This window comes from Salegentibacter salarius (assembly GCF_900168265.1).
GTDB classification, from domain to species: domain Bacteria; phylum Bacteroidota; class Bacteroidia; order Flavobacteriales; family Flavobacteriaceae; genus Salegentibacter; species Salegentibacter salarius.
On record NZ_FVZF01000015.1, the window covers coordinates 16,828 to 40,382 of the forward strand.

21 protein-coding genes are annotated in these 23,555 nt (G+C 37.1%); 13 read left to right on the forward strand and 8 right to left on the reverse strand.

The genetic code is table 11. The features are described from left to right. Window positions 1–67 precede the first annotated feature (67 nt). The 5 genes from B5440_RS09465 (at window position 68) to B5440_RS09485 (ending at window position 8,932) form a co-directional block, all read left to right on the forward strand. Window positions 68–3,085, forward strand: a complete 3,018-nt coding sequence (locus tag B5440_RS09465) for a tetratricopeptide repeat protein (protein WP_070053423.1) — start codon at window positions 68–70, stop codon at window positions 3,083–3,085. Window positions 3,086–3,125: 40 nt separating this feature from the next. Then, the gene (locus B5440_RS09470) at window positions 3,126–4,847 is read left to right on the forward strand and encodes a TonB-dependent receptor domain-containing protein (RefSeq protein ID WP_317039368.1); all 1,722 of its coding nucleotides are present in this window, start codon (window positions 3,126–3,128) and stop codon (window positions 4,845–4,847) included. A 264-nt stretch (window positions 4,848–5,111) separates the two neighbouring features. Next, window positions 5,112–6,239 (forward strand): hypothetical protein, encoded by a 1,128-nt coding sequence (locus B5440_RS09475; RefSeq protein ID WP_070053421.1) that lies wholly within the window; start codon window positions 5,112–5,114, stop codon window positions 6,237–6,239. 81 nt (window positions 6,240–6,320) lie between these two features. After that, window positions 6,321–7,949 carry an amidohydrolase gene (locus B5440_RS09480; RefSeq protein WP_070053420.1) on the forward strand — a complete coding sequence of 543 codons (1,629 nt, stop codon included), beginning with the start codon at window positions 6,321–6,323 and terminating at the stop codon, window positions 7,947–7,949. A gap of 50 nt (window positions 7,950–7,999) precedes the next feature. Beyond that, a complete protein-coding gene (locus B5440_RS09485; protein ID WP_070053419.1) occupies window positions 8,000–8,932 on the forward strand; it encodes a peptidylprolyl isomerase in 933 nt (310 codons plus the stop codon). A gap of 179 nt (window positions 8,933–9,111) precedes the next feature. Here B5440_RS09485 and B5440_RS09490 read toward each other — a convergent pair whose 3' ends face one another. Both B5440_RS09490 and B5440_RS09495 read right to left on the reverse strand, forming a co-directional pair. Then, the gene (locus B5440_RS09490) at window positions 9,112–9,753 is read right to left on the reverse strand and encodes a peroxiredoxin (protein ID WP_057481231.1); all 642 of its coding nucleotides are present in this window, start codon (window positions 9,751–9,753) and stop codon (window positions 9,112–9,114) included. Window positions 9,754–9,898: 145 nt separating this feature from the next. Next, on the reverse strand, window positions 9,899–10,468 hold the full coding sequence (locus B5440_RS09495; RefSeq protein WP_070053418.1) for a thioredoxin family protein: 570 nt from the start codon (window positions 10,466–10,468) through the stop codon (window positions 9,899–9,901). 167 nt (window positions 10,469–10,635) lie between these two features. Here B5440_RS09495 and B5440_RS09500 point away from each other — a divergent pair, with 167 nt between their 5' ends. Then, window positions 10,636–10,971: a tRNA-binding protein gene (locus tag B5440_RS09500; RefSeq protein ID WP_070053417.1), complete on the forward strand. Its 336-nt coding sequence runs from the start codon at window positions 10,636–10,638 to the stop codon at window positions 10,969–10,971. A gap of 4 nt (window positions 10,972–10,975) precedes the next feature. On the opposite strand, the gene B5440_RS09505 is transcribed toward B5440_RS09500, so the two are convergent. The 4 genes from B5440_RS09505 to B5440_RS09520 all read right to left on the reverse strand — a co-directional run bounded on the left by B5440_RS09505 (window position 10,976) and on the right by B5440_RS09520 (window position 16,270). Continuing rightward, complete coding sequence (locus tag B5440_RS09505; RefSeq protein ID WP_070053416.1) at window positions 10,976–11,380, reverse strand: hypothetical protein; 405 nt, start codon at window positions 11,378–11,380, stop codon at window positions 10,976–10,978. 71 nt (window positions 11,381–11,451) lie between these two features. Continuing rightward, window positions 11,452–13,974 carry a M14 family metallopeptidase gene (locus B5440_RS09510; protein ID WP_070053415.1) on the reverse strand — a complete coding sequence of 841 codons (2,523 nt, stop codon included), beginning with the start codon at window positions 13,972–13,974 and terminating at the stop codon, window positions 11,452–11,454. A gap of 82 nt (window positions 13,975–14,056) precedes the next feature. Further along, the gene (locus tag B5440_RS09515; RefSeq protein ID WP_070053414.1) at window positions 14,057–14,437 is read right to left on the reverse strand and encodes a PUR family DNA/RNA-binding protein; all 381 of its coding nucleotides are present in this window, start codon (window positions 14,435–14,437) and stop codon (window positions 14,057–14,059) included. Between the two features lie 75 nt (window positions 14,438–14,512). Beyond that, on the reverse strand, window positions 14,513–16,270 hold the full coding sequence (locus tag B5440_RS09520; protein WP_070053413.1) for an ABC transporter ATP-binding protein: 1,758 nt from the start codon (window positions 16,268–16,270) through the stop codon (window positions 14,513–14,515). A gap of 138 nt (window positions 16,271–16,408) precedes the next feature. On the opposite strand from B5440_RS09520, the gene B5440_RS09525 reads away from it, so the two are divergent. The 4 genes from B5440_RS09525 to yajC all read left to right on the forward strand — a co-directional run bounded on the left by B5440_RS09525 (window position 16,409) and on the right by yajC (window position 19,382). Next, window positions 16,409–17,512: a Glu/Leu/Phe/Val family dehydrogenase gene (locus B5440_RS09525; RefSeq protein WP_070053412.1), complete on the forward strand. Its 1,104-nt coding sequence runs from the start codon at window positions 16,409–16,411 to the stop codon at window positions 17,510–17,512. Window positions 17,513–17,594: 82 nt separating this feature from the next. After that, complete coding sequence (nusB, locus tag B5440_RS09530) at window positions 17,595–18,539, forward strand: transcription antitermination factor NusB (RefSeq protein ID WP_070053411.1); 945 nt, start codon at window positions 17,595–17,597, stop codon at window positions 18,537–18,539. Window positions 18,540–18,587: 48 nt separating this feature from the next. After that, window positions 18,588–19,052, forward strand: coding sequence for a DUF1573 domain-containing protein (locus B5440_RS09535; RefSeq protein WP_070053410.1), 465 nt, complete (start codon window positions 18,588–18,590; stop codon window positions 19,050–19,052). A gap of 3 nt (window positions 19,053–19,055) precedes the next feature. Further along, window positions 19,056–19,382: a preprotein translocase subunit YajC gene (yajC, locus tag B5440_RS09540; RefSeq protein WP_070053409.1), complete on the forward strand. Its 327-nt coding sequence runs from the start codon at window positions 19,056–19,058 to the stop codon at window positions 19,380–19,382. Window positions 19,383–19,544: 162 nt separating this feature from the next. On the opposite strand, the gene B5440_RS09545 is transcribed toward yajC, so the two are convergent. Together B5440_RS09545 and pepT are read right to left on the reverse strand one after the other, a co-directional pair. Next, the gene (locus tag B5440_RS09545) at window positions 19,545–20,138 is read right to left on the reverse strand and encodes a YdeI/OmpD-associated family protein (RefSeq protein ID WP_070053408.1); all 594 of its coding nucleotides are present in this window, start codon (window positions 20,136–20,138) and stop codon (window positions 19,545–19,547) included. A gap of 24 nt (window positions 20,139–20,162) precedes the next feature. After that, window positions 20,163–21,404, reverse strand: coding sequence for a peptidase T (gene pepT, locus B5440_RS09550; protein ID WP_070053407.1), 1,242 nt, complete (start codon window positions 21,402–21,404; stop codon window positions 20,163–20,165). A 217-nt stretch (window positions 21,405–21,621) separates the two neighbouring features. Between pepT and B5440_RS09555 the strand changes: the two genes are divergently transcribed. Genes B5440_RS09555 through B5440_RS09565 form a run of 3 tightly spaced genes read left to right on the forward strand, consistent with a single transcriptional unit; the run spans window position 21,622 to window position 23,515 of the window. Continuing rightward, window positions 21,622–22,641 (forward strand): quinone-dependent dihydroorotate dehydrogenase, encoded by a 1,020-nt coding sequence (locus B5440_RS09555; protein ID WP_070053406.1) that lies wholly within the window; start codon window positions 21,622–21,624, stop codon window positions 22,639–22,641. 7 nt (window positions 22,642–22,648) lie between these two features. Then, the gene (locus B5440_RS09560; protein WP_070053405.1) at window positions 22,649–22,897 is read left to right on the forward strand and encodes a hypothetical protein; all 249 of its coding nucleotides are present in this window, start codon (window positions 22,649–22,651) and stop codon (window positions 22,895–22,897) included. A 3-nt stretch (window positions 22,898–22,900) separates the two neighbouring features. Beyond that, window positions 22,901–23,515 carry a LysE family translocator gene (locus tag B5440_RS09565; RefSeq protein ID WP_070053404.1) on the forward strand — a complete coding sequence of 205 codons (615 nt, stop codon included), beginning with the start codon at window positions 22,901–22,903 and terminating at the stop codon, window positions 23,513–23,515. Window positions 23,516–23,555: the final 40 nt, after the last annotated feature.

Here is a 23,555-nt window from a genome sequence, read left to right on the forward strand (position 1 = left end):
ACTTTATATGGGCGTTATTAAAGCAAGGTTTAAATTATCTTTGAATCATCAACTTAAAAATCTATAAATGACACCTAACAAAATTTTACTGTTTGTTGTTTTAATCTTCTTTTCTTTTAACGGAATTTCCCAGCGATCGGCTACTTATACGCACGATCTCGCCGAATTTAACAAAGCCCTTGAACTTTATAATAATCAGCAATTTTTGGCTGCTCAAAATTTATTTGATGAAGTTAAAGAGCAAACCGAAGACGAGAAAATTGAAGGCGATTGCGCTTACTATATCGCCAACGCCGCTGTAAGGTTAAATCAGCCCGGCGCCGACAGACTAATGGAGCGTTTTGTGAGTAGATACCCTACCAGTACCAAGACAAATTCAGCTTATCGAGATGTAGCCGATTATTATTTTCAAACCGGGAAATATTCATTGGCCCGCAAATGGTATGATAAAGTTGATGAAAACAGTATGAGCCGGGCAGAACGACAACGCTTTTACTTTAATAACGGGTACGCTTATTTTAAAGCGAAACAATATGATCAGGCTCGAACGTATTTAGAAAGAGTCCGGGATTCTAAAGAATTTGGTTCCCAGGCTAAATATTATATAGGTTATATGGCTTATGAAGGCGACGATTATGAAGCGGCCAATGAAAATTTTGAAGCGGTAAGCGGTAATGATCGTTATAGCGAAGACCTTTCTTACTTCCAGGCCGATATGAACTTCAAGTTAGGCAAATTTGAGGAAGCTATTAAACTGGCCAAAGAGCAATTACAAAGTGCTAATCGCTTAGAGCGTTCTCAACTCAATAAGATAATAGGGGAGAGTTATTTCAACTTAGAACAATATGAAGAGGCTTTGCCATATTTGAAGGAATATGATGGTGAACGCGGAAGATGGAATAATACCGATTATTATCAACTGGGTTACGCTTATTATAAACAGGGAGATTATGAAAACGCGATCTCTGAATTCAATAAGATCATAGACGGGAAAAATCAAATTGCGCAAAACGCTTATTATCACTTAGCGCAATCTTATTTAGAATCCGACCAAAAGCAGCAGGCTTTAAATGCTTTTAAAAATGCCAGCGAGATGAACTTTAATCCAAAAATTCAGGAAGACGCGTATATGAATTACGCTAAACTGAGTTATGAGATTGGGAATAGTTACGAAAGTCCTTCGCAGGTCTTGATTAATTTTATCGAAAAGTATCCAGATTCAGAGAACAGGGCAGCTATGGAAAGTTTGTTGATCGATTCTTTCCTTACTTCGGGTAACTATGAAGAAGCGATGCGTTTACTGGAGAATAACCGAAATTTTAGTGATAAGCAAGCTTACCAGAAAGTAGCTTACTATTACGGGCTTCAGCTTTATGAGGATGGTGATTATGCAAAAGCCATCACTAATTTTGAAAAAGCACTTTCTGAACCGAGAGATCAGGAAATAACTGCAAAAGCAACCTTTTGGAAAGCCGAAAGTGAATATAATATTAACCGAATTGACGATGCTATAATTGGATATCGTGAATTTGCCGGTATGAATGCTGCAAAAGGCACAGAAGAATTGGAAAACCTGGATTATAATCTTGGGTATGCTTACTTTAAAAAGAATGAATATTCTCGTGCCATAGAGTTCTTTAAACGCTATTCTGAAAATAGCTCTAATGAAGTTGCTCGTAGAAATGATGCTTTATTGCGTCTTGGTGATACCTATTTTGTAAGTAGCCAGTATTGGCCGGCAATTGAAGCTTATGATAAAGCACTTTCGCTAAGTGGTGATAACGACTATGCTGCATTTCAAAAGGCGATGAGCTATGGTTTTATAGATAGAAGAGACACTAAAATATCTGAGCTTAAAAGCTTTATAAATCAATATTCGCGATCTTCTTTTAGAGACGATGCTATGTATGAGTTGGGGAACACCTATGTTTCTGCCAATAATACCGGCGAAGCTTTATCTGCTTACGATAGGCTAATTAGAGAAGTGCCACAAAGCGCATTTGTTCCTAAAGCAATGTTGCGCCAGGCCTTAATTCATTACAATGCCGATAATGGAAATCGGGCTTTAGAAAGATTGAAGAAAGTAGTTAATGATTATCCAAATACGCCGGAAGCTAAGCAGGCAGTTTCTACTGCCAGAATGGTTTATGTAGATCTTGGCCGTACAGATGAATACGCAAGCTGGGTACGAAATATAGATTTTGTTGAAGTAACTGATGCCGATCTAGATAACACTACTTATGAATCTGCTGAAAATCAATATTTCAATAATCAATATGACCGCGCAATTAGTGGATTTGAAGATTACCTGCAACGTTTCCCTAACGGAATACATTCTATAAACGCTAATTTTTATTTAGGTCAGTTATATTACAGAGGTGGAAATAAAGATAAAGCGGCAGCGAATTATCGTTTTGTAGCCGATAAGCCTAAAAATGAATTTACCGAGCAGGCGCTTTCAAGATTATCTGAAATCTTGCTGGAAAATGAAAACTATCGTGAAGCGGTTGGTTACTTAGAGAAGCTTGAGAAACAAGCCAGCTCTGAGCAGAATACAATTTTCGCACAGTCCAATCTTATGAAATCTTACCTGGAGTTAGATCAACCAGATAAAGCGGCAAACTATGCTGACAAGGTTTTGGCTAATTCAGAGTCAGATTCAGAAGCGCGAAATGATGCTCGTGTAATTGTAGCTCGTGCTGCTTTTGCTTCAGGGAATATGAGTAAAGCAAAAAGTGCTTATTCAGAAGTACAAAAAACAGCTAAAGGAGAATTGGCTGCTGAAGCTTTATATTATGATGCTTATTTTAAAAATGAAAGCGGAAATTACGAAGCTTCCAATGCTGCAGTTCAAATTTTGGCTAAAGATTTTTCTGGCTATAAACGCTGGGGTGCTAAAGGTTTGGTTTTAATGGCAGATAATTTCTACGAGTTAGACGATACTTACCAGGCCACTTATATTTTGGAAAATGTAATTAAGAACTTCCAAAATTACCCTGAGATTGTGCAGGAGGCCAAGCAGGAACTTTCAAGAATAAAGACAGAAGCTGCAAAAACCAATTCTTCAGTAGAAGCAAATAATTAATTCAACTTTCAACCTAACATTTAAGAATTTCTATATGCAAATGTTTTCAATAAAAAAGAGCCTTTTTTTAAGTATGTTTTTAATTGGCGGGGTTCTTTTTGCTCAAGATCCTATAGATAGTGAAACCGTGACTGTGGTAAAACCATATACGCCTACGGTAAAAGACGCTAACAAAATAAAGCAAACCCCTAGCCAGTCAGATTCTGTGAGAACAGAAAAACGACCTGTGCAGTATAGTATATTTTCAGTTCCGGTGGCTTCTACTTTTACCCCGGCAAAAGGGCGTGCTACCACTGTTGAAAGAGAAAGACGCGTAAAGGTTTATGATAATTATGCAAGTCTTGGTTTCGGAAATTACGGGAATCTTTTAGCTGAATTTTACAGCAACCTGGAAGTAAACCGAAGCGATAATTTTGGAATTTATTTAGATCATAATTCATCTCAGGGCGGGATAGATGGTATTGCATTAGATGATAAGTTTTATGATACCGAGCTTAACTTAAGCTATAATTCTAAAACCCGCGATTTAGGTTGGAAGACCGAAATTGGTGCTCAACACCAACTCTTTAATTGGTATGGTTTACCGCAAAATGAGAACTTTAGTAACGATGAAATTAATGCTATAGATCCTTCTCAGAATTACTTTTCAGTATATGCAGGAGGAGAAATAGAGCTTTACGATTCGTTTTTCGACAATGCCAGGGCAAAGTTTAGGCATACCGGCGATTCCTATTCAACTTCAGAAAATCATTTTGATGCACGCGGTACTTTTGAAGTAAATATTGCAGATGAGTTAATTACAACCAATGTTTATACTGATATTGTTCAGGGGCAAATGGGAGAAGAGTTTCTGGGATTCGGAAACTATGATTATACTTTTATGAACTTCGGGATAAACCCAAGTTTATTAATTCTAAGAGATGATCTTACCCTTGATCTTGGTGTAGCTTTCTATTATAGCCAGGATGTTGAAAATAGTGATGGTAATTTTTATATCTATCCAAAAGTAACCGCAAGTTATAGACTGGGTGGTGATTATTTTACGCCTTACGCCGGCCTGGAAGGCGGCTTGCAACAAAATACCTATTATAATTTTATACAGGAGAACCCTTATGTTTCTCCAAGTATAGAAATAAGGCCAACAGATAATGAGTACAATGCTTATGTTGGTGCAAAAGGGAAATTGAGTAATGCAGTTTCCTATAATTTTAAAACTGGTTATCAGTCTCAATTTAATAAAGCCTTGTTTAAGAAGCGTAATCCCCGGGCAAATGATATAATGACAGAAAATTATGCCTATGGGAATTCTTTTGAAGTTGTTTATGATGATGTAAAAACCCTGTCTATTGCCGGTGAACTAAATGTTGATGTGAACCAAAATTTTAGATTGGGAATAAATGCTGAATATTTTGATTATAATACTGATGAGGAAGCCGAAGCCTGGAACCTACCAGATCTTAAAGCTTCGTTGAACGCCGATTATCAAATTAACGAACAATGGTATACCGGCGCTAATTTATTTTTTATAGGAGAGCGCTTTGACCAGGAAAGAATAGTGGCTTCAAACGATCCAGTCTTAAATACCATTACACTGGATAGTTATTTTGATGTAAATGCTCATTTAGGTTATCGTTTTAACGATAGGCTTTCTGTATTTGCAAAAGGAAGTAACTTGTTAAATAACGATTATGAACGTTGGACTAATTTTAGAGTTCAGGGATTACAAGTTCTTGCAGGAGCTACTTATAAGTTCGATTTTTAATAAATAAATCCTTACAAAATCTCAAAAAGCACCTTTTTAAGGTGCTTTTTTGTATTATTATCAACGCAATTTATCAACTAAAATTACTTGAAGTATTTAAATTCAGTCTATTGTGGTTTTGTTTTGTCGAAAATTCCTTAACAATAACACAACATTGAAAATTCAAAATTAACAATAGAACTAATTAATATTGTATCCAATTTTTGAGGAGGAATTACCACACCTTAAAATTTAAAATATTTAAAAAAATAAAAAAGCTACTTAATGGCAAAAGGTAAAAAGTTTCAAAGGAGTGACCGGTCCCGTCCATATTTGAATATTCTGGACTTTATGGTTCAGGAAAAAGCTTTTCTTGCAATTGTAATTGTTGGTATTATTATGGCCGGAATATTTACCGGCAATAAAACTGCCGCTATGTGGCTTGGTTTTTTCTTTGCTGCTTATGCAACAGTAGCGAATGATAGTATCCAGTCTCTTGGAACTTTTATTGAAAGTAATAAGGCTAAGCGTTGGTGGATTTTATGGCTCTATGTGGGAACTATTTTCCTTGGAGTGGTAAGCTTTAGTTGGTTCTACTTTGATGGAGATGTTACCTTTCAACGCCTTCTCAAGCCCGATGGAACCTCTCCATATCCACACCCGGAGTCTTTCAGCTTTTTTCAAATTATAGCGCCATTAGTCTTGTTAATTCTAACCAGGCTTAAGATGCCGGTTTCTACCACTTTCCTTATTTTAAGTGTTTTTAGTGCCGATACCTCGGGGATTACCTCGGTGGTTTGGAAGAGTTGGACAGGTTATATTATGGCCTTTATACTGTCATTTTTGGTATGGTATCTTTCCTATAATTTTATTAAAAAGTACTTTAAAAGTAGGAAATTCAATAATAGTTGGACCGCCGTTCAGTGGATTGTAAGTGGTACGCTCTGGGGAGTTTGGGTAATGCAGGATGGCGCCAATATAGCCGTATTCTTGCCACGAAGCCTTGATGCTTTTCAATTTGTAGTCTTTGCACTTACCATTTTTGGAGGTTTAGGACTTTTGTTTTACCTGAGAGGAGATAAGATCCAGGAAGTAGTTAGTGAAAAATCTAGAATATCAGATATTCGTGCAGCAACTTTAGTAGATTTAACTTATGTAATTCTACTTATCTATAAATTGTTTATCAGTACAGTGCCTATGAGTACTACCTGGGTATTCCTTGGTATTATTGGCGGTAGAGAAATAGCGATAAGTTTGGCCAGAAACAAAAAAGGTAAGAAGCACCGTAAGAAGGCTGGTAAGATGATCTTTAAAGATTTTGCTTACGCAATGATTGGTCTATTCGTTTCGGTAGCGCTTGCTGCTGCAGCTAATAAAAGTATACGTGATCAAATTATTAATGCGGTCTTTTAAATTCGCTTAATAAATTAAATAATTGAATAAAATGCGCCTTTACCGGGCGCATTTTTTATTTTTATCTAAAATTATAAATAAATGAAAAACATATTACTTTTTTGCTTTTTAAGTATCGCCTTAATTTCCTGTAATTCTGAAAATAAAGCAGAAGCCGATCTATTGGTTTATAATGCTGAAATTTATACGGTAGATGATGATTTTAGTACTGTGGAAGCTTTTGTGACAAAAGATGGAAAATTTCTTGAGATAGGAACAGCTGAAGAACTTCAGGAAAAATATAAAGTCTCAGAAAAACTGGATGCCGGTGGCAAAAGTATTTTCCCGGGTTTTATAGATGGTCATGCTCATTTTTATAGACTGGGGCTGCAACAACAACGTGTAGACCTTGCCGGGACCAGGAGTTTTAAAGAGGTAGTGCAGCGCATTGTTGATTTTCAGAATAAGCGAAATGTGGAATTCATAACCGGTAGAGGATGGGACCAAAATGATTGGGAGAATAAAGAGTTTCCGAATAAAGATACTTTAGATCAATTATTTCCCGATACCCCTGTTGCTGTAACTCGAATAGACGGCCATGCGCTTTTAGCCAACCAGGCTGCTTTAGATAAAGCCGGGATTACCACCGAAACATCTTTTAGCGGTGGAGATATTGAACAGGAAAACGGAGAATTAACCGGTATTATTATAGACAATCCTATGGGGCTTGTTTCCAATGCCCAACCTGCTCCTTCTACCAAAGAGCAGGTAAACGCTTTAATGGATGCGCAAAAACTCTCGTTTAAATACGGATTGACCACAGTTGTAGACGCTGGGATAGATAAAGAGACCATAGAGCTTATCGATAGCCTTCATAAAGATGGAAGCCTTAAAATTAGGCTCTATGCTATGATTAGTAATACAGAGGAAAATCTTAATCACTATTTAGATAAAGATCCTATTAAGACCGAAAGATTAAATGTACGCTCTGTGAAGTTTTATGGTGATGGCGCTCTTGGTTCAAGAGGCGCTGCTTTGAAGGAAGAATATAGTGATCGTGCCGGCCATTTTGGAGCTTTGCTTTCGCCTGTTGAAGATTTTAAAGAAACAGCAGAACGTGTAGCTGCGTCAAAGTTTCAGCTGAATACACACGCTATTGGAGATTCGGCAAACTACATGGTTTTAGAAACTTATGATCAACTTTTAGCGAATGATGAAAATCGAAGATGGAGAGTGGAACATGCGCAGGTAATAGATGAAGAAGATTTTAAATATTTTAGCAAGAATATTATTCCTTCTGTTCAACCTACCCATGCAACCAGCGATATGTACTGGGCCGAAGATCGTTTAGGTGAAGAAAGAATACAGGGGGCTTATGCCTATAAGAAATTATTAGATCAAGCCGGAATTCTCGCTTTGGGAACCGATTTTCCCGTGGAAGAGGTAAGTCCGTTTCTTACTTTTTATGCTGCGGTTGCAAGACAGGATACCGATAATTTTCCCGAAGATGGTTTTATGAAAGAACAAGCCCTTTCAAGGGAAGAAACCTTAAAAGGAATGACCATTTGGGCGGCTTATGCAAATTTTGAAGAAAAAGAAAAAGGAAGTATAGAAGCCGGGAAATTTGCCGATTTTATTATTTTGGATAAGGATATTATGAAAGTTAAGAATTCAGAAATCCCTGAAATTAAAGTTTTAGAAACATATTTAAATGGAGAAAAGGTATATTAAAAGCATTAGACTAAAAATGGATACCTTTGCCTCTCAAAAAATATAAGAAAATGAACGACGGATTATACGCTAAATTTTATACTACTAAAGGCCAGATTTTAGTAGAATTGGAATACGAAAAAGCACCGGGAACGGTTGGAAACTTTGTTGGACTTGCCGAAGGTAAAATTGAAAATGATGCTTTTCCTCAGGGAAAACCTTATTACAACGGACTTAAATTTCACAGGGTGATTCCTAACTTTATGGTTCAGGGCGGTGACCCACAGGGAACAGGAGTTGGCGGTCCCGGTTATAAATTTGAAGATGAAATTCACCCGGAACTAAAACACGATGCTCCCGGAAAACTTTCTATGGCAAATGCCGGTCCCGGAACTAATGGAAGTCAGTTTTTTATTACTCATACAGAAACTCCCTGGTTAGACGGGAAACATACTGTTTTTGGTAGCGTGATTCAGGGTCAGGATGTAGTAGATAGCATTCAGCAGGGTGATGAAATTGAAAAGCTAGAGATTATTAGATCTGGTGAAAAAGCAGAAAATTTTAACGCTGTAGAGTCTTTTAGACAATTTGATGGCGCCAAAGCCAAAAGAGAAGAAGCCGCTAAGAAAAGGGAGGAAGAATTATTGGGAAAACTATCCCAGGGTTTTAAAACCACAGAAAGCGGACTTCGATATAAAATTGAAAAAAAGGGAGAAGGAGCAAAACCTGAAAAAGGTCAAACCGTTTCTGTACATTACAAAGGAATGCTAACCGATGGTAGCGTTTTTGACTCTTCTTATAAAAGAAATCAGCCGCTGGAATTTCCGGTAGGAGTAGGGCACGTAATTAGCGGATGGGACGAAGGTATTCTACTTTTAAATGTGGGAGACCAGGCTCGTTTCGTAATTCCTTCGCATTTGGCATACGGAGAACGTGGTGCCGGTGGTGTTATTCCACCAAATGCAGCCCTTGTATTTGATGTGGAGCTAGTTGCAGTGAAATAAAAGCCCCCTAACCCCCGAAGGGGGAACTTAAATAAAAAAATACCTCACAAGTTTCAAAAACCTGTGAGGTATTTTTTTATGACGTCATCCTGAATTTATTTCAGGATCTAAGTTGTTGCAAATTATAAAAGCTTAGAATCTCGATGTAAATTCAGGATGACATACAAAAGTAGTTCGTCTTACTTAGAATCCGGCTGTGGCGTCATTCTAAGATATGGTTTTACCTCTTTAAAACCTTTTGGGAACATCTTCTTTGCATCTTCATTAGAAACCGAAGGGCTAATCACTACATCTTCTCCCTGCTTCCAGTTAGCCGGTGTGGCTACTTTCTGGTAGGCGGTAAGTTGTAACGAATCTATAACCCTAAGTAGTTCATCAAAATTTCTACCTGTACTCGCCGGGTAGGTGATCATTAACTTGATGGTTTTGTCTGGTCCAATCACGTAAACTGACCGTACCGTAAGCGTATCATCGGCTTTTGGATGAATCATTCCGTAAAGATTAGAAACTTTTTTGTCTTCATCTGCAATAATTGGAAAATTTACCGTGGTATTCTGGGTTTCATTAATATCGTCTATCCAGCCTTTATGTGATTTTACACCGTCTACACTTAAAGCCATTACTTTAGTGTTACGCGCTTCAAATTTATCTTTATATTTTGCCACCGTTCCTAATTCGGTGGTGCAAACCGGTGTATAATCTGCAGGGTGCGAAAATAAAATTCCCCAGCTATCTCCTAAATAATCATAAAAATTGATTTTTCCTTCTGAAGTTTCGGCATCAAAATTTGGTGCTTTATCTCCTAATTTTAATTCGCTCATAATATTGTCTTTTTTAGTGATTCGTACTATAAAATTAAAGAATAATATTCAGTAAAACCTATTATACCAATAGGATTTACTTGCTTTGTGATAAGATTAACTGATTGTAATTTTTTAGTAATTGAAACTGAACAAAGTTTTAAATTTAGGATTCCGGCGCATACTTCCATTTAATATTACAGCCCATACTGGGTTTTTGATTTTCGGGGACTTTTTTATTAGAAAGTACAGCATCCATAGCATCGCGCAAATGTCTTCCGTTTACCGGAATTCCATTTCCTGGGCGGGAATCGTCTAATTGGCCGCGATAGATTAGTTTTAATTTATCATCAAAAAGATAGAAGTCTGGCGTACAGGAAGCTTTATAAGCTCTTGCGACATCCTGAGATTCGTCGTAGAGATAGGGAAAAGAATACTGGTGTTTTCTGGCAACCTCGTTCATATTATCTGGATGATCTGCAGGATAATTTTCTACGTCATTACTCATGATTGCAGCAAACCCGAAACCTAAAACACGATAATCACCAGCCAATCTCACTATTTCTTCGTTTACATGTTTTACAAAAGGGCAGTGGTTACTAATAAACATAATTAATGTGCCCTTCGAGCCCCTAATATCTTTAAGAGAATACCTATTGCTTGTAATTACATCTACGAGGTTGAAATCTGGTGCCGGTGTACCCAAAGCGATCATATTTGAAGCAGTTCTGGCCATAGTTTTTTCTTTTAAATTTACTCGATAATCGAGATTAAATGCTCCGAGGCTTTCCTCAAAATTAAAATATTATTTCATATTTATTTCACACTGGCTCGCTCCAGGTAATTTACGAATTCACTGCGGAATACCCGCTTTTTTTCTAAATTGGGCTTAAAAATTACGTAATGAAAATTTCCTGGAAGGATTTTGAAAAAGTAGAAATGCGAATTGGAACCATCACTGAAGTTTCAGATTTTCCTGAAGCTAAAAATCCGGCTTATAAAATGCTTATAGATTTTGGAGAAAACATTGGCGAAAGAAAAACTTCAGCTCAAATCACCAAACGCTATAAAAAGGAAGAATTGTTAGATCGCCAAATCGTAGCGGTGGTAAACTTTCCGAAGAAACAAATCGCAAATATTATGAGCGAATGTTTGGTTTTGGGTGCAGTAGGAGAAGATAATGATATCGTGCTACTAAACCCCGATTTTAGAGTGCAAAATGGACTGCGAGTAGGATAAAAACCTAATTTTCTATCTTACTATATTTACTACCACAGGCTTCAACGCATCCTGGATTATGTGGAGTAACAAATAACTTACCTTCTTTCAATTCGTAGCTTAGTTCAACATTTCTGTCAGCACAATTTGAGCTAATCATTTTCTCTGAATCATCGAAAATAGCTTCATTAATTTCCTCACCGTAACAGAAACTTGTAGAAGAATAAACCATTCCATTTTCATCAAATTCCAGGGTCCTGCCGTTTTCTACTGTTTGCCAGGTACCGCTTCCATCACCGGGATCGGCAAGAGCTTCTGTTAATTGCCATTTCCCGGTAATTTCTTTAGTGTCAAGGTCTGCCGGACTATTAAAAGTGGTAGAGCAGCTTGTTATGGTTGCAAATAAAAATATTAGAAATAAGTTTTTCATCTTTTTGAAGGTATAGGTTCTATCCTATAGATGCAACAATGCCATAATGGTTGCGTGATGTGAACCAAAAATTACATTTCGTCGCCAAAAAAGATAGCATTCATCAACAATTTATTAGTGCCGTACCAAAAAGCCCTGAAATTAGTATTATCGGTAAATAGAATTACATTACCGCGTCCCATTCCAGTATGTTTAAATGGTACTGTACCTGCAATAGCTTCTAACCTGGGAGCGCTAATGTAACCACTCAGTAAAGGGGTTTCGGTATATTGGATTGGGTTGTTATAGCTTTGTTCATCGGCTTCTACAAAAATTGTAGTGTTTCTAAACAAGGCAAGTTTATCATTGCTGTAACCAAAGTTTACCGGGTGTGAGCGATCTATATTTGCTTCAAAGATAGCGCCTCCAATACCCTGGGCGCCTCTAAAATCTCTTCGTTCTTCAAAACTAATATTTTCGGCTACCAGGCTATCTTTTTTAATTTCCAGATCCATAAAATCTTCTTTTTCAAAAAAGCGTGCTGCATTGCGATAACCAATTAAAGTTCCGCCTTCACGAACCCATTCTTTAAGTTTTTCTATATCACTTTTTTCTAAAGCACTACCCCAGGAGTTTGGCAGAATAATATCGGTATATCGGCTTAGATCTGCGCGAGAAAACCTTCTTGTGTCCAATTTTGTAATTTTCATATTATAACGCTGGTCAAATAAGTGCCATATCTCTCCGGCATCGTAGGGCGTGATTCCATCGCCAACAATTAAAGCTACTTTTGCAGGTTCAAGTGCTTTAAACTGGTTACTTCCAAGGTTTACGCCCTGGGTTAATCCTGTGTTTATTGCCTCAATTTGCACATTAGATTTTTCAGAGACTTTTTGCAGAAATTCATACATTTTATCTGAATCTAATTTTTGATTTTGAACCGGGATTAGAATTGTTCCATAATCATATTCTGAATTCGCTAAAGTAAAAGGCTGCATGCCTACTTTTGTACGAAGTCCTTTTTCCAGGATCATATTTAAAGCTTTGGGCGAATAGTAATCGTGCCATTGCATAACATAAGCATAGCTGCTTTTTTCCAGGGGCTGGATTTCCGGTTTTGAGAGCTTTTCTATTTTCTCTCCGGCATCCTTTATTTTAATATCTTCAGCAAAATCCAGGTTGAAGGCTAGCGGAAGCGTCCAGGCCGAAACATCGTAGAATAAACTGTCTTCAAATTCGGTGCGGCGTTCAAACATCGCTTTTACAAGCCTGTGTTGCCGTTGATCTTTAGAAACTACATAAGCCGAATTCTTTCTAAAAGTTTCGCCTTTGGTTTTTAAATCCTCTTCTAATTTGTGTATCTCTACTTTGTGTTTCTTAAGTATTTTTGCCAGTTCATAAGCTGCCGAAGCATCTTTGTCACTTCCAAAAACATAGGCGCCATTTTCAGCTGAATTGCGAGCATTTTTATAGAAATTACGCTGATAGTTCAGGATTTCTTTCCGCATATTTTTAGCGGCTTCTAAGGTTGAAAGCGCTGCCGTAAACTGGTTTCTAATGGTAAATGGAAAGGTTAAAACACCATTATCGGTTTCCTGGGCGTGGCCTCGTGAACTTCCCTGTTCAAAAAGAATTCCTATACTTCCGTTAATATCGGGGAAAGTAGAACCTTTTCCGTAATAAAAATCGTCGTAGTTTTCTTCGGTATAATAAAAGGAGCCTAGTTGGTCAAAAGCTTCAGCGTGGTAAGTGCCTATTTCTTTGGTAAGTTCCTGGTTAAGATCTGGAGTTAACGGATGCGTTCTTGAAGGAATTCCCGGCTGGAAGAAAAAGCTGGAATTAGAGCCCATCTCGTGATGATCTGTCAAAATATTCGGCATCCATTTATGAAAAGTTTCAATGCGAGCCTGGGATTCTGGTAGCTGTACAGGCAGCCAGTCGCGGTTCATATCAAACCAATAATGATTAGTTCTGCCGCCTGGCCAAACTTCGCTGTATTCCCGGTCTTGTGGATCGGGATTTATATTTTCGCTTTTATTGGTGTTGGCCCAATACGCAAAACGCTGTAAACCATCGGGGTTAAAGACAGGATCAAAAAGAATTATAGTATTTTCTAATAATTCATGTATTTCTTCACCTTCAGCAGCAGCCAGGTAATAAGCAGCTAAAAGTGCGGCGTTAGAGCCGCTGGCTTCGTTTCCATGAATAGAAAATCCCTGGTTTACCACAATAGGCATTTCCTCTACATTTAAGGAAGAGGCATTCTCCTGGGTTAATGCAAGGTGATTTTTGCGAATTTCCTCTAAATTCTCGTGGTTTTCTTCTGAAGTAATAGTGAGTAAAATAAGTGGACGCCCCTCATAGGTTTCCCCGCGGTTTTCAATACTTATTCTTGGCGAAACCCTGGCGAGTTCCCGCATATAATTTAAAAGTAGATCGTGGGTAACGTGCCATTCTCCCGGGATATAACCAATAACATCCTGGGGTTTGGGAATTTCTTCGTTATAGCTTACATCTTGAGGCAGGTAATATTCAAGACTAAGATCTTCAAATTCTTGCTGAGCAATTGAGTTAAAACAAATACAGAAAATTAGAAAAGGTAGAAGTTTTTGCATGTGGTTTTTTATTTGGGATATAAATATAAAAAAACCGTCCTGAATATCTCGGGACGGTTTTGTATAATCTTGAAGCTAAAATTTAAATGTCGTCAAAACTCACATCGGTAAACTTCTCTGGCGAAGCGCCCTGTGCGACTCCATTTTCAGAAGTTTCATATTCCTTTTTGAAATCTTTCTGGTGACGTTCACTAATTACTTCTTCTCCTTTTTCATTGAGGATAAAATCTGTCATTTCTTGCAGAATTTCATTGAAGCCTGCAAAATCCTCTTTGTAAAGGTAGATCTTGTGTTTTTTGTAGAAGAAAGAACCATCGTCGTTGGTAAACTTTTTGCTTTCAGTAATAGTTAGGTAGTAATCGTCAGCACGAGTTGCTCTAACATCAAAAAAGTAAGTCCTTCTTCCGGCTCTCAGCACTTTAGAGAATATTTCTTCTTTCTCCATCATTCCCTTGTCGCTCATAAAATAGATTCTTTAAATATTTTGGTTTAGTACTGCTCAAAAATCTAAAAATTTTTAACATCTAGCAAAAAATTTTCACATTTCTTTTTCATTTAACTGTTTTGCGTACAATTCTTTGTAATAGCCTTGCTGGTTTAATAATTGGGAATGAGTGCCTTGTTGTACAATGGCGCCGTCTTCCAGGATAATTATTTTATCGGCATTTTTTGCTGAAGAAATTCTATGGCTTACAATTATAGTTGTTTTCTCTTTTGAAATTTTAAAGAGGTTATTTAGAATTTCCTCTTCTGTTTCGGTATCTACGGCTGAAAGGCAATCATCAAACAATAAGATCTTAGGATCGTGAATAATAGCACGAGCAATAGAAACCCTTTGTTTTTGTCCGCCGGAAAGTGTTATTCCACGCTCTCCCAGAACGGTATCATAACCTTTGCTGAAGCCAATGATGTTTTTATGTACTGAAGCATTTTTAGCGGCTTCAAATATCTCATCATCGCTGGCACTGGTTTTCCCGAATTTGATATTGCTTTTAATAGAATCACTAAATAAAAATGCATCCTGCGGAACGTAACCAATGCTATTTCTTAAACTATCTAGATTAAGGTTTTCAATATTTCTATCGTCTATACTAATTTCTCCGCTTTGCACATCATATAACCTTCCTATAAGTTCCAGGATGGTAGATTTCCCTGCACCTGTTTTTCCAATTATTGCCAGCGTTTCCCCGCTCTGAACTTCAAAAGAAACATTTTTAAGGGCAGTGATGTTTGTATCATCATAGGTGAAGCTTACATTTTTAAAGGCAATGCTACCGTGAATTTCATCTGGTGTCTCCTTTTTATTGGTTATTTCGGGCTTTTCCTTTAAGAATTCGTTGATGCGCTCTTGGGAAGCTTCAGCTTGTTGCACTAAAGAAGTTACCCAACCAATAGAGGCGATGGGCCAGGTAAGCATATTTACATACAGAAGAAACTCTACAATAACCCCAATATTTTCAATTTCGCCACTTATATATTGATTACCACCAACGTAAATCACCAACACATTGCTAATCCCGATTAGCAAAACCATAAGCGGAAAAAAGAACGCCTGTACTTTAACGAGGTCTATGTTTTTATCGCGACTTCCATTAGCGAGATCCACAAAATTATGGTTGATCTGCTTTTCCATTCCGTAGGATTTTATCACAGCGATTCCGCTAAAACTTTCCTGTGTAAAAGTGTTAAGCCGAGAAAGATATTGCTGCACTACAGTACTGCGTTTATGAATGGCAACACTAATTTTATAGATAGAAAATGCTAAAACCGGAAGTGGAGCAACCGTATACAAAGTGAGTTCTGGCGCTGCCTGAACCATAAAAATTAAAACAACAACGGTAGAAGTAAAGGTAGTTACCGTATACATAATTGCCGGCCCAAGGTACATTCTTACTTTACTAACATCTTCGCTAATTCTATTCATTAAATCGCCGGTACGGTTCTTTTTATAGAAATTAAGCGAGAGTTCCTGGTAGTGTTTATAGATCTCGTTTTTAAGATCAAACTCAATATCTCTGGAAACCACAATAAAGGTTTGGCGCATTAAAAAGGTAAGAAATGCTGCAATTAAGGTAGAGCCTATAATTAGCGCAATATTAACCGCAAGCTCGGTTTTAAGTACTTCCGTAGTACTTATTTCGCCATTTATAAATTGCTCTATCGCGTCAGTAGAATCTCCGATTAACGGAATATAATACAGCGCGAAAATACGGGCCACAATAGTAATCACGAGACCAATTAATAGTTTCCATTTATATTTAAGGAAATATTTATTTAGGTGCTTAAGGTTTTTCATTTAAGGGTAAAAAAAGCTAAATTTTGAGGATATGTTATTTTAACACGTTTTAAAAACCTCTTTGTTGAAATATTCTTTATTTTTGCACAGTGATTTTCAGAAAAAATGAAAACGCTAATTTATAAAACGTAACAAGTTATGCAAGTTGATGTTCTAAATGCAAATGAACTAAAAAAGTCTGCACCAGTATTTGGTCAGCTCTCTTTTGATAACCACGAGCAAGTAGTTTTTTGCAACGACAAAGATACAGGTTTAAAGGCAATTATTGGTATCCATAACACGGTTTTAGGACCAGCACTTGGAGGTACCAGAATGTGGAACTACAGTACCGAATGGGAAGCGTTAAATGATGTTTTACGTCTTTCTCGCGGGATGACTTTTAAAAGTGCAATTACAGGACTTAATCTTGGTGGCGGTAAAGCTGTTATTATTGGCGACGCTAAAACACAAAAAACTCCAGAACTAATGAAGAGCTTTGGACGTTTTGTAGATTCGCTTAGCGGAAAATATATCACTGCTGAAGATGTAGGAATGGAAACTGCCGATATGGACACTGTACGTGAAGTTACTAAATACGTAACCGGTATTTCTGAAGATAAAGGTGGTGCCGGTAATCCGTCTCCAATTACAGCCTATGGTGTTTTTATGGGCCTAAAAGCCGCTGCAAAACATAAATTTGGAAGTGACGATCTAGAAGGAAGAACCGTATTGGTTCAGGGGATTGGACACGTTGGTGAAACCCTGGTAGAGCATTTAACCCAGGATGGTGCAAAAGTTTATATCAGCGATATTAACGAAGAAAGACTTGAAGCAGTAAGAGATAAGTACGGAGCTATAATTTTTGAAGGTTCTGATGTGTATGGTGCCGAAGTAGATATTTATGCACCTTGCGCTCTTGGAGCAACCATTAACGATGAAACTGTAAAGCGCATTAAAGCTAAAGTAATCGCCGGTGCCGCAAACAACCAGTTAGCCGATGAACTTACTCACGGAAAAATTCTTAGAGAAAGAGGGATTGTTTACGCTCCAGATTTCTTAATTAATGCCGGCGGAATTATAAATGTTTACGCTGAACTTGAGAATTACGATAAGAAGGAAATTATGCGTAAAACAGAAAATATTTACAATACAACATTAGAAATTCTAAGCAAAGCAGATAAAGATGATATGACCTCACACTTTGCTGCACTTAAAATTGCACAGCAACGAATTGATGATAGAAAAAATCAGAATTTGAAGTAGTCAATTTCAAAAGTTTGGTATTTTTGCAAGGCGAAAGAATATTCTTTCGCCTTTTCTAATTCTAAAAAGTTCTTTTACACTTATGTTGACAAGAAGACATATTCGGGTTAAAGTAATGCAGTCACTTTACGCCTTTAACCAAAGCCAAAACGACAACCTGGGAACCGAGGAAAAATTCCTGCTTAAGAGTATGGAAGAGATGTACGATCTTTTTCTGGTTCAATTAAGCCTAATTGAAGAGTTGAAAGGCCAGGCCGAAAACTTTTTAGAAAAATCTCAACAAAAGCACCTTGCTACCAGCGAGGAAAAAGATCCCAACAAAAAATTTATTTCCAATGCTATTTTTGAGATTTTCAAAAATAACGAGAGTTTACAGGATGCCCTGGAATCAAGAAAAATAACCCATTGGAAAAGGGATGATGATTATGTGCAGATTATCTGGGAAGCATTAAAGAAAAGCGATATCTATGAAAATTATATGGAAACTCGCGAATCCAGTTTCAAGGAAGATAAAGAGTTTATCATCGCTGTTTTTAAAGAAATTATTGCTCCTAATGAGAAGCTTTACGATTACCTGGAAGATGCAAAACTTACCTGGATAGACGATCTACCCATTGTGAATACTGCAGTTTTAAAGTTCCTTCAGAAATTAAAGCCAAATTCTGCTGAAAATATGAAGCTTGGGAATCTCTATAAAAATGATGATGACAAGGATTTTGCTAAAGAGTTATTCAGAAAAACTTATTTGAATGATGATGTATTGGCAAAAGAAATGCTGGGTAAAACCCCAAACTGGGATAAAGACCGAATTGCAGAAATTGATATGATCCTTATGAAAATGGCGATCTGTGAATTCCTTAAATTTCCTTCAATACCGGTAAAGGTTACTATCAACGAATACCTGGAGCTGGCAAAGGAATACAGTACTCCAAAAAGCAGTATTTTTATAAATGGAGTTTTAGATAAATTATCTAAAGAATATAAGGAGGATAATAAGTTAAATAAAGTAGGGCGAGGCCTTATGTAATGAATAAAATTTCTTAATTTTAAAAATTAAATTATAAAGTTCACTATTATGAAAAATGGAATCTTAATGTTAGCTGCAGTGGGGGCGCTGCTATTTACTTCTTGTAAAGATAACAACAATAACGCCTCAGAAAAAGTTAAAGCTGAAAATGTAGAAAGCGCTGCAGAACGTGATGCGCAGGCTACTGTTTATCCAAAAATGGAGTTTGAAGAATCTGAACATGATTTTGGGAATATTCCAAAAGGTGAAAATGTAGAGCATACTTTTACTTTCACCAATACCGGCCAGGCGCCATTGGTAATTACAAATGCAAGAAGTACTTGTGGTTGTACAGTACCATCTTATACTAAAGAACCAATTCAACCGGGAGAAACTGGTGAAATGTTGGTGAAATTTAATGGTTCTGGAAACGGGCAGGTAACTAAAACAGTTACAGTAACCGCAAATACAGAAGCAGGTACAGAGCGTCTTAGAATTAAAGCCTTTGTAGAAACCGAACAAAACGCTAGTTAGTAAATGGATCAATTAACCCAGTTTGCCCCAATAATATTAATGTTTGTGGTGGTGTATTTTTTTATGATACGCCCACAAATGAAGAAAGCTAAACAAGAACGTAATTTTGCTTCCGAATTAAAACGCGGAGATCGTGTGGTAACCAAAAGTGGTATGCACGGAAAAATCGTTGACTTTAGCGAAAAGAATAATGCGGTAATTATAGAAACCGGAGCAGGAAAAATAACTTTTGATCGTTCTTCCATTTCTATGGAAATGAGTAAAAAACTCAACGAACCGGCCAAGCCAGAAAAAGAAAGTAAGGCAAAAGCCATTAAAGAAAAGAAATAATTTTTCTGCTTTAATATAGAATCTAAAATCCCCAGCGCTAAGGCCTGGGGATTTTTATTTTTTAGAACGCCCTTAAAGAGTTATTTCTTACGTCAACCTGAACTTGTTTCAGGTTCTAATATCATAGATTCTGAAACAAGTTCAGAATGACGGCTATCTTATTTAACAGCTCTTATACTTATCGTGAAGTCCTTGGCCCTTATTGATCATTGGTTTAATTTTCTCCAAACGGGATTGTTTTGTGGATTCTCTTTTTGCCTCGGCAATATAATCGGCGTATTCTCTTTGTTTTCCTTTTGTTAATTGCTGAAAGGATTTCTCCAAATCCTTATCTTCTTTAAAAGCAGCTTTTAATTCTGAAGGAACAACTAATTTGTTCGAAGTGACCGGTTTTATTTCTTTGCCTTCCCGCTGATTTTCAATAGATTCGACAACGTATTTTTGAAGAATTTCAGGTTCTATTTTATCACCCTTTTCAAACCTTATTTGTCTTAGTGCTTTGGTTTTCCCTTCCTGGGCGTTGTGGAGTAAAATCGTGTTTTCTTTTAATAGAGCGCCATTAAAAAACCAAAGCGCGCAATGATTTTTAAATGCTGCTATACCTGTAACATATTTTCCTTGCAGTGCATAAACTGGTGCGCCCCATTTTATGCATTCTTCCAGTTCTGTATTTTGCATTATGGCTCTTAAAGATTCTAACTCCTTTCGCCAGGAAGGATGAGTCTCAATATATTCCTCTACAGATTTTACAGCCATTTTTCTGCCTATTAAATAAGCGGTTTATTTGTATTTCTTTGAAGTCATTTCTGCGATTTTCACGATTACTTCAGTGGCTTTTTGCATACTTTCTACCGGTACATATTCGTATTTTCCGTGGAAATTATGGCCTCCGGCAAAAATATTAGGGCAGGGTAGTCCCATATAACTTAGTTGAGCTCCATCGGTTCCGCCACGAATTGGTTTTAGTAATGGTTCAACATTTGCTTCTTTCATGGCTTCTTTAGCAATCTCTATAATATGCATTACCGGTTCAATCTTTTCTCGCATATTAAAATACTGGTCGCTAATTTCAACTGAAATACAGTCATTCTCATATTGAGAACAAATCTCTGAAGCCAGATCCTGCATCATTTCCTTTCTCGCATTAAAATGTCCCAGATCGTGATCTCTAATTATATATTCTAGCTGCGTTTCTTCAACGTCACCTTTCATGCTACTTAGATGAAAAAATCCCTGCCGATCTTCGGTATGTTCGGGTGTCTCTAACCTTGGTAATGAGTTGAGGAAATCTACGGCGATATACTGGCTGTTTACCATTTTATCTTTGGCATAACCGGGATGCACGCCCTTTCCACGTACTTTAACAATAGCTTTAGCGGCATTAAAATTTTCAAATTCAAGCTCTCCAATCTGGCTGCCATCCATAGTGTACGCCCATTCAGCGCCAAATTTTTCTACATCAAATTTATGTGCCCCGCGACCAATTTCTTCATCTGGAGTAAAACCTACGCGAATCTTTCCGTGCGGGATTTCAGGATTATCCAGCAAATATTGCATCGCGGTCATAATCTCAGTAATCCCTGCTTTATCATCGGCGCTTAAAAGGCTGGTACCATCTGTTGTGATTATGGTTTGACCTTTATACTGTTTCAGATCATCAAAATATTCAGAAGAGAGAATAATATTTTTCTCTTTGTTCAGCACAATATCTTTTCCGTCGTAATCTTCAATAATTTGCGGCTTGATATCGGTAGCATTAAAATCGGGAGAAGTATCAAAATGAGAAATAAAGCCAATAATCGGAACCTGGTGTGGCACATTTGCGGGCAGCGTAGCCATCACATAAGCGTGATCGTCTATACTAACCTCGGTCATCCCCATTTCCTGCAATTCATCTGCTAATTTCCTGGCTAGAACCCATTGCTTCTCGGTACTTGGTGTAGTCTGGCTTTCTGGATCGCTTTGGGTATCTATAGTTATGTAACTGATAAAACGATCTATGATGCGCTGTTTGTTAATCATTGGTTAGTAGTTTACTCGATAATCGAGATTTAATCCCGAAAAATATCGGGACTCCGAGGCTGTCCTCGTATTTTTATTTTTTTAAGTTATACCTCACGTGCTAACACTAAGGTTCCTGATTTTCAAAATTAAACATTCGTATTTCAGCCTCAAAACCTTTTAAGAATTTGGGCTGGTTTTTTATGATTTCCTTCTATTTTTGCACAAACCAACTTTTATGTACAAATCTTCAATTAGGCCTTTGTTATTTCGATTTGATCCGGAATGGGTGCATCACTTCACTTTTAAAACCTTAAAAAAACTTGGCAAAATTCCTGCTTTCAGAAATATTATAAAAAAGAAATTTCAAGTTGAAGATCCGCGACTGGAACGAGAAGTTTTCGGTTTAAAATTTAAAAACCCGGTGGGTCTTGCTGCAGGATTTGATAAAGATGCGAAGCTTTTTCAGGAACTTTCAGATCTTGGATTCGGCTTTATTGAAATAGGAACCCTTACTCCAAAACCGCAACCGGGAAATGAAAAAAAGCGACTTTTCAGGTTAAAAGAAGACAAGGCGATTATTAACCGAATGGGTTTTAATAACGATGGTGTAGAAGCAGCTGTTGAGCGTTTAAAAAAGAATAAAAATGTACTTATTGGCGGAAATATTGGGAAGAACAAGATCACTCCAAATGAAAATGCAGTAGAAGATTATAAAATGTGTTTTGAGGCGCTTTACGATTACGTAAACTATTTTGTGGTGAATGTGAGTTCCCCAAATACGCCAAATTTACGTGAGTTGCAGGATAAAGAGCCCCTAACTAATTTGTTGAATACCCTGCAAAACTTAAATGCTAAAAAACCAAAGCAGAAACCTATCTTACTCAAAATAGCTCCCGATCTTACCGATGCTCAACTTTTAGATATTATAGATATTGTAAAGGAAACAAAGATTGCCGGGGTAATTGCGACTAACACAACAATCTCTCGGGAAGGTTTGCAATCTGAAAATAAGAACGAAACGGGAGGACTAAGCGGTAAACCTTTAAAGAATCGTGCTACAGAGGTAATTCGTTTTCTTTCAGAAAAAAGCAATAAGGCTTTTCCAATTATTGGGGTTGGCGGAATTCATACTGCTGAAGACGCCCTGGAAAAACTTGATGCAGGTGCCAGTTTAGTGCAATTATATACCGGCTTTATTTACGAAGGCCCGGGCTTGATTAAAAAGATAAATCAAGCTATTCTAAGTCGAAAATAATAAATAAATGAAGAAATTCTACCTTACTTTTTTAGCCCTGGTTTTAATTAGCCTGGATGCTTATAGTTTTTCTAATGCTACCCCTCAAGTTCAGCAATCAGTGATCATCAATGGAATTAGCTTTGGTACTGTAATAGCCGCAATTACTTCGTGGACTCGTAACCGGTCGGTTTTATTAATGGTTATACACGGGATTTTTAGCTGGTTTTATGTACTTTATTTTGTGTTGACGAGAAAGAAATCTGAAAGACGCTAAATTTTGTTAGAACAACTTATTCCGTTTTTAACCGCTTCGGCGATACTAACTATCTCTCCGGGACCAGATATTTTTTATGTGATGGTTCAGGGGATGGTTAATGGTAAAAAGCATGGCTTTGTAACCGCTCTTGGTCTTGCAACCGGGATTATTATTAACACCAGCCTGGTCGCATTTGGGGTTTCAGTAATAATTAAAAATTCTGATACGCTTTTTTTTATCATCAAACTATTTGGGGCAATTTACCTTCTATATCTTGCCTGGCAGGTTTTTAAAACCGATCCGGAGATCGCCTATTCTGCGGAAGGAATAAAAGAAAAATCCTTGTTTTCTCTTTTTAAGCAGGGATTTATTATGAATGTGCTTAATCCAAAAGTGACTATATTTTTTCTTGCTTTTTTTCCCGGTTTTCTTTGGGAGCCAAACGGCAATACCGTGATACAATTCTATATTTTAGGTGCGTTCTTTATGCTTTTAACTATTCTTATCTTTGGAAGTGTAGCCTTATTGGCGGGAAAAATCTCTAACTACCTTAAAAGGCATAAGCATTCTGGGGTTGTATTAAAATGGCTGCAAATTGTAGTTTTTGTTGGGATTGCAAGTTTTATACTCATTTAGAAGATTTTGATCGTATAGGCTTACAGGAAAATTAATAGTA

What these genes read in the sequence shown, in the direction of transcription:
- B5440_RS09545 (WP_070053408.1), bottom strand. Translation starts at nt 20,138, where the DNA reads ATGGCTGTAAAATCTGTAGAGGAATATATTGAGACTCATCCTTCCTGG.
- B5440_RS09505 (WP_070053416.1), bottom strand. Translation starts at nt 11,380, where the DNA reads ATGAAAAACTTATTTCTAATATTTTTATTTGCAACCATAACAAGCTGC.
- yajC (WP_070053409.1), top strand. Translation starts at nt 19,056, where the DNA reads ATGGATCAATTAACCCAGTTTGCCCCAATAATATTAATGTTTGTGGTG.
- B5440_RS09510 (WP_070053415.1), bottom strand. Translation starts at nt 13,974, where the DNA reads ATGCAAAAACTTCTACCTTTTCTAATTTTCTGTATTTGTTTTAACTCA.
- B5440_RS09535 (WP_070053410.1), top strand. Translation starts at nt 18,588, where the DNA reads ATGAAAAATGGAATCTTAATGTTAGCTGCAGTGGGGGCGCTGCTATTT.
- B5440_RS09555 (WP_070053406.1), top strand. Translation starts at nt 21,622, where the DNA reads ATGTACAAATCTTCAATTAGGCCTTTGTTATTTCGATTTGATCCGGAA.
- B5440_RS09520 (WP_070053413.1), bottom strand. Translation starts at nt 16,270, where the DNA reads ATGAAAAACCTTAAGCACCTAAATAAATATTTCCTTAAATATAAATGG.
- nusB (WP_070053411.1), top strand. Translation starts at nt 17,595, where the DNA reads ATGTTGACAAGAAGACATATTCGGGTTAAAGTAATGCAGTCACTTTAC.
- B5440_RS09560 (WP_070053405.1), top strand. Translation starts at nt 22,649, where the DNA reads ATGAAGAAATTCTACCTTACTTTTTTAGCCCTGGTTTTAATTAGCCTG.
- B5440_RS09480 (WP_070053420.1), top strand. Translation starts at nt 6,321, where the DNA reads ATGAAAAACATATTACTTTTTTGCTTTTTAAGTATCGCCTTAATTTCC.
- B5440_RS09490 (WP_057481231.1), bottom strand. Translation starts at nt 9,753, where the DNA reads ATGAGCGAATTAAAATTAGGAGATAAAGCACCAAATTTTGATGCCGAA.
- B5440_RS09475 (WP_070053421.1), top strand. Translation starts at nt 5,112, where the DNA reads ATGGCAAAAGGTAAAAAGTTTCAAAGGAGTGACCGGTCCCGTCCATAT.
- B5440_RS09525 (WP_070053412.1), top strand. Translation starts at nt 16,409, where the DNA reads ATGCAAGTTGATGTTCTAAATGCAAATGAACTAAAAAAGTCTGCACCA.
- B5440_RS09495 (WP_070053418.1), bottom strand. Translation starts at nt 10,468, where the DNA reads ATGGCCAGAACTGCTTCAAATATGATCGCTTTGGGTACACCGGCACCA.
- B5440_RS09465 (WP_070053423.1), top strand. Translation starts at nt 68, where the DNA reads ATGACACCTAACAAAATTTTACTGTTTGTTGTTTTAATCTTCTTTTCT.
- B5440_RS09500 (WP_070053417.1), top strand. Translation starts at nt 10,636, where the DNA reads ATGAAAATTTCCTGGAAGGATTTTGAAAAAGTAGAAATGCGAATTGGA.
- B5440_RS09485 (WP_070053419.1), top strand. Translation starts at nt 8,000, where the DNA reads ATGAACGACGGATTATACGCTAAATTTTATACTACTAAAGGCCAGATT.
- B5440_RS09515 (WP_070053414.1), bottom strand. Translation starts at nt 14,437, where the DNA reads ATGAGCGACAAGGGAATGATGGAGAAAGAAGAAATATTCTCTAAAGTG.
- pepT (WP_070053407.1), bottom strand. Translation starts at nt 21,404, where the DNA reads ATGATTAACAAACAGCGCATCATAGATCGTTTTATCAGTTACATAACT.
- B5440_RS09470 (WP_317039368.1), top strand. Translation starts at nt 3,126, where the DNA reads ATGTTTTCAATAAAAAAGAGCCTTTTTTTAAGTATGTTTTTAATTGGC.